3 protein-coding genes are annotated in these 5,311 nt (G+C 45.2%); 1 reads left to right on the forward strand and 2 read right to left on the reverse strand.

Translation table 11 applies throughout. The features are described from left to right. Positions 1-82: 82 nt before the first annotated feature. Positions 83-2,356, forward strand: a complete 2,274-nt coding sequence (locus tag AAFP11_RS29640) for an FdhF/YdeP family oxidoreductase (protein WP_341740224.1) — start codon at positions 83-85, stop codon at positions 2,354-2,356. Positions 2,357-2,413: 57 nt separating this feature from the next. On the opposite strand, the gene AAFP11_RS29645 is transcribed toward AAFP11_RS29640, so the two are convergent. After that, on the reverse strand, positions 2,414-3,982 hold the full coding sequence (locus AAFP11_RS29645) for a M10 family metallopeptidase C-terminal domain-containing protein (RefSeq protein WP_341740225.1): 1,569 nt from the start codon (positions 3,980-3,982) through the stop codon (positions 2,414-2,416). Positions 3,983-4,712: 730 nt separating this feature from the next. After that, positions 4,713-5,311: glycosyltransferase (locus AAFP11_RS29650; protein ID WP_341740226.1), on the reverse strand; the 599-nt coding region annotated here is incomplete at its 5' end.

Raw genomic sequence — 5,311 nt, forward strand, 5'->3', positions numbered from 1 at the left:
TAAATCTATCTATTGGCTAATCTTTATAGTAAGAAATTTACGGTAAAATTCCAGTAGTCAATTCAACAGCGAGGTAAGCCCGATGGACACCAACTCACAAAATGTCCAACCAGTTCCGCCATTCAACGAGAAAAATCAGGAAACGCCAGAGATAGGTGGCGGTTTGCCGGTAATTGAGTTTTGGGCAGAACATACCTTGTCACCGGAAGGCCCAAAACTTTGGAAAACTTTGCTGCATAAAAGCGCGTGTTTGTCTTGTTCTTGGGGGACGGGTGGCCAGAAAGGAGGCTTTACCAACGAAGAGGGTGAAAAACTTCAGCGCTGTATGAAAAGTGTGGAAGCAATTTCAGCAGAAATTAAACCTGCTGTCTCCAGTCACTTCTTTGCAAACCAGAGTATTTCCCAACTTCAACAATTAACTTCCATGGAAGCTGACAGGCTGGGAAGGCTTGGTTTTCCGATGATTTTGCGGGCGGGAAAGTCTCATTACGATCGCATTTCTTGGCAAGAGGTTTATGAGATTGCCGCCGATGCTTTGCGAAAAATCCCGGAACGAGTGGCATCTTATAGTTCTGGTCGCTCCTCCAATGAGGCGGCTTTTTTGCTGCAATTGATGATGCGATCGCTAGGTTCTAACAATTTAGCAGATTGTTCCGATCTGTGTCATGCTCCTTCAACCACCGGGTTAAACGAAATGTTTGGTACCCGCACTTCGGTGGTGAGTCTAGAAAATTTGAAACAAGCAGATTGCGTGGTACTTGCAGGTGCTAATTCTGCTTACAATCATCCCCGCTTGATGAACGAGTTGATTAAAATCCGTGACAAAGGCGGTAAAATAATTGTGATTAACCCCATGATGGAAATTGGGTTAGTCAAGTTTGGTTCTCCCGCGTTTCCAGTCAAGTCACTAATCCCTGGTTCCGATATTTCTTCCCTATACTTGCAACCAATTCCCGGTAGCGATGCAGCCCTATTTGTGGGGATTCAAAAATCTGTAATCGAACAAGGATTGCTGGATGAAAGTTATTTAAAAGCCCACACAGAAGGCTGGGAAGCAGTAGTACAACAAGCCCGCGAAACTACTTGGGAAACGATTACTGAAACTTGTGGAATTTCCCGCGCTGAAATTGAAGCCGCGGCCACAATTATCGGTAGTTCCAAGCGAGTTGTCTTTGGTTGGGCGATGGGAATTACCCAACATGAGAACGGTGTAGATAATGTTTTCAGTATTGGCAATACTGCCTTAATGACCGGAAATGTCGGTAAAGAAGGGGCGGGATTAATACCGGTGAGGGGACACTCAAACGTCCAAGGATTTGGCTCTATGGGCGTGACAGTGAAGCTGAAAAAAGAAATCCAAGAAGCTTTAGAAAAATTGTTGGATCGCCCCCTCAGCCGCGTTAAGGGCTACGAAACGCGATCGCTCATTGAAGCAGCAGATGCAGGGAAAGTCGATACGCTGATTTGTCTGGGCGGTAATTTGTATGGGGCGAATCCAGATTCAACTCAAGCAAAACGCGCGTTAGGTAAAATTGAAACTATTATTTACCTCGCCACTAAACCCAATTTAGGGCATTTTAACGGATTGGCTAAACACAATACTATTGTGATTCCGGTTTTAAATAGATTTGAAAATCCTCACAAAACCACTGTGGAATCGGGGAATAATTTTGTGCGTTTCAATGATGAGGGCAAAACTCATCTCACTGATGCTGATTTGATTCCTGAAGTGACATTTTTAACAGAATTAGCTAGCAGAATTCACGGGACTTATCCCGTAGATTGGCGTCAACTTCAGGACACAAAATATGTGAGAAAACTGATTGCTCAAACTATTCCTGGCTATGAAAAAATTGGCAAAATTGATGAAACAAAAGAGGAATTTACCATTAGTGGTCGCATTTTTACCGAACCTAAATTCCCTACAGAGTCTGGTAAAGCGAAGATGTTTATCACGCCTTTACCTCATCTGAAACTACCGGAAGCCCAAGAGTTTGGAGTGTCACCATCAGTGCGGGGTATCGTTGTGGCATTGATGACGGGGCGCAGCTATTCTCAGCATAATACTGTGGTTTACAAAATTGATGACAAGTATCGGGGAATGCCACACCGGAATTGCATTTTGATGAATCCGGCCGATGCAAAAAGTGCTGGTTTGGCAGAACATCAGCGGGTTACGGTGCAGGGAAATGTGGGAAAAATGGAGAATGTTGAGGTGATTTATGGGGCGGTGCGTGTGGGTGCTGCTTTGATGTTTTATCCTGAAGTTAATGTGATTTTTCACCCGGAGATTGAAAAGCGATCGGGCACGCCTGCTTATAAGCGTGTACCTGCTTTTGTTTATGCGGCAGGGTAAAAACAGCGTACTTTGATCTCCGATTTTTTGCAGCAGCGGGGCTCAAAAAAACATACTTTAAGCAACAAAAAAATCAAATTTCCCGATCGCACTTATGGGAGTTCCGGGCAACTCGACCAAGACTTGTCCGGTGCTGCCGAGCTTAATTTCAGTACCATTAGCTGAAGGTACGATCGACAGTTGCTCGAATTTCAAACCTTGAACCAACGCCAGGTAGTCAAAACCATCGGCAAAATCAAGAATTGTATCTGTACCCCCATCCGGCTGTAACACAATGCGATCGCGACCGAAACCAGTGATAATAGTATCGTTCCCCTGACCGCCCCACAGCACATCGTCACCGCCCCCACCAGTTAACACATCGCTGCCTTTGTTGCCATAAAGATAGTCATCGCCTTCGCCACCATCCAAAGTATCGTTTTGTCGCAGCCCACTAATCGTGTCGTCCCCCGCACCGCCTAGAATACTGTTAGCTAATTCGTTTCCAACTGCCTCGTCATTTCCCGGCGAACCCACCAGATTTTCGATATTTGCGCCAAAAGCAATGTAGGTGCCAAAGTTTTCAGTCCAGTAAAAGCGATCGGGATCGGCACCTGGTGGCAACTGCGAAGGTTCTAAATAGTAGTTGAGATCTCCCAAAGCGCTTTTTGCTGTTAGCGACTTACCCTGATTCATGTCCAAACGATAAACATCGTTGGCAGGCAGTGCCGAAAAGTCCAAAGTATCACTACCACCGCCGTCCCAGATAGTTTCAACGGTATTAAAATTACTGCTGTCAAATTTGTAAACATTATCGCCGCCGTTCCAGTCGCTGCGGGTGCCGTAGAGATACTGCAAGGCCCGAATGTCATAAGGCATCAAACTCCGGGGATTTTCGGCGTTGGGGTCGTTAAATGTTTTATATGCGGCATTGTAGGACATGATCGTATTTCTGGTGTTGTCCTTGTCCAATGGAAGATAGGGAGGGTCTGCGGAGTTTGCTGTTCCATTGCTGCCGAAGTTGTAGTTGCCGGGGTGCTTTAAACCCATGGCGTGACCGATTTCATGAATTAAAGTATAGTAGCCGTAACTGCCGGGGCCTGTGGAAAAAGCTGTTTGCGGATCGTTTTCATAGAGCTTTTGAAGGTGGATGGCGCCACCGCGCAACAAACCCGGAGTATAACTGTAGGCATAGCCCTCAGCACCCGGCCCGTCGGAAAACATAATTCTGATGTTGCTTTGGGCGGAGTCTGGAACTTCTACAAAGTTGAGTGGCAAAACTGTGGCGTAATTGTCCCGCAAGATTTGACGGATATTCTGTTTGATGCGATCGTTAACTTCCTGAATATTAGTTTCGTTTCTAGATGCAAAATAACTGTTCGCGCTGCTAGCACTCACAAAACTGTAGGTGAGGGTGCCACCGGGAGCAACGTTCCATTTTGCTGGCTGTTGGGGGTTGATGCTGCTTTCGAGCAGAGCATCGATATCGTTAGAGTTGCTGAAGGTGAAAGCTTGAGAGGCTGATCGCTCGGCGCTGGCATCTGAGGTTTCAGGGCGGCTGTCACAGAGCTGACAGCTATGTTTTGAAGCACGTTGCAACAAATCTGAATTGTGATTCGTGAAATCGCTCAGAGTGTAAACTGACATGAGCTTGCTTCCTATTCGATCTAAAAGAATGTTTATTGATATTATCAAATAAGCATATATCAAAGTCAATTCATAAAAGTCATAATTTTGACTTCATAAAAGTCATATAGCAGTCCTAAATGAGTCGCAAGTTTTTTACCCCACCCCAACCCTCCCCGAACTCGCGGGGAGGGAGCAAGAAATTCACAAATGATTTAGAATTGCTATATAGCAGTCCTATATGAGTCGTAAAGTTTTTACCCCACCCCAACCCTCCCCTTATTAAGGGGAGGGAGCAAGAAATTTACAAATGATTTAGAATTGCTATATAGCAGTCCTATATGAGTCGTAAAGTTTTTACCCCACCCCAACCCTCCCCTTATTAAGGGGAGGGAGCAAGAAATTTACAAATGATTTAGAATTGCTATATAGCAGTCCTATATGAGTCGTAAAGTTTTTACCCCACCCCAACCCTCCCCTTATTAAGGGGAGGGAGCAAGAAATTCACAAATGATTTAGAATTGCTATATATAAATAAATGTTGCGAACTAATGCTCGGTTGTACTCAATTATCCCACATTAATAGTCGGACAGGGCAGTACCCATTAGTGTCAACAACCAGGTAAAACTCATAGTCCGGCAAGGGTTGAAACCCCGCTTAGGACTTGGGGGATGACTAGCGGACTTAGCGGGCTTTCTGGCGATTGTTGACACCTATGGGGATTGGCGAATCCTGATTTCTTGCTTGCGATTAAGTCTTGATTTGTAATGGTCTACCGCGCCAAGTCCATCCCCAACCAGTTTCGGTTTTAATTGCAGACCCGATCGCGATCGCCGCCACTAATGTTCCTCCCAAACCTCCCAACCACCAGTATTTCGTGGAACAGTCGGAAATCTGGGCACCTAAACGTCGCAGATTGTACTGTTGCCAAATTACGATTATTGCTAACAGGGAAGAAGGAAGAAGGAAGAAGGAAGAAGGAAGAAGGAAGAAGGAAGAAGGAAGAAGGAAGAAGGAAGAAGGAAGAAGGAAGAAGGAAATTAGATCTTTGAGAATAATGAATAATCCGATCCAGGGAATTGGATAGAGAAATAACATAATTGCGGCCATGTAAACCATTGCTACCCAACTGCGGTTAGCACCCAGATATAAATTCTTTGTCCAGCCTTCCCACAAGGCGCTCCAAGACCTATACATCCGCACAAATGCCAAATTTGACCCGGCATAAAGTCCTAGCTTTAAACCCGCACGTTTGATGCGTCTGGATAATTCCACATCTTCGACAATTTCGCCAGCAACTGCTTCGTGACCGCCGATTTTTTCGTAGGCCGATCGCCTAAATAGCATGA

Source organism: Microcoleus sp. CAWBG640, from assembly GCF_020883015.1.
Classification (GTDB): domain Bacteria; phylum Cyanobacteriota; class Cyanobacteriia; order Cyanobacteriales; family Microcoleaceae; genus Microcoleus; species Microcoleus anatoxicus.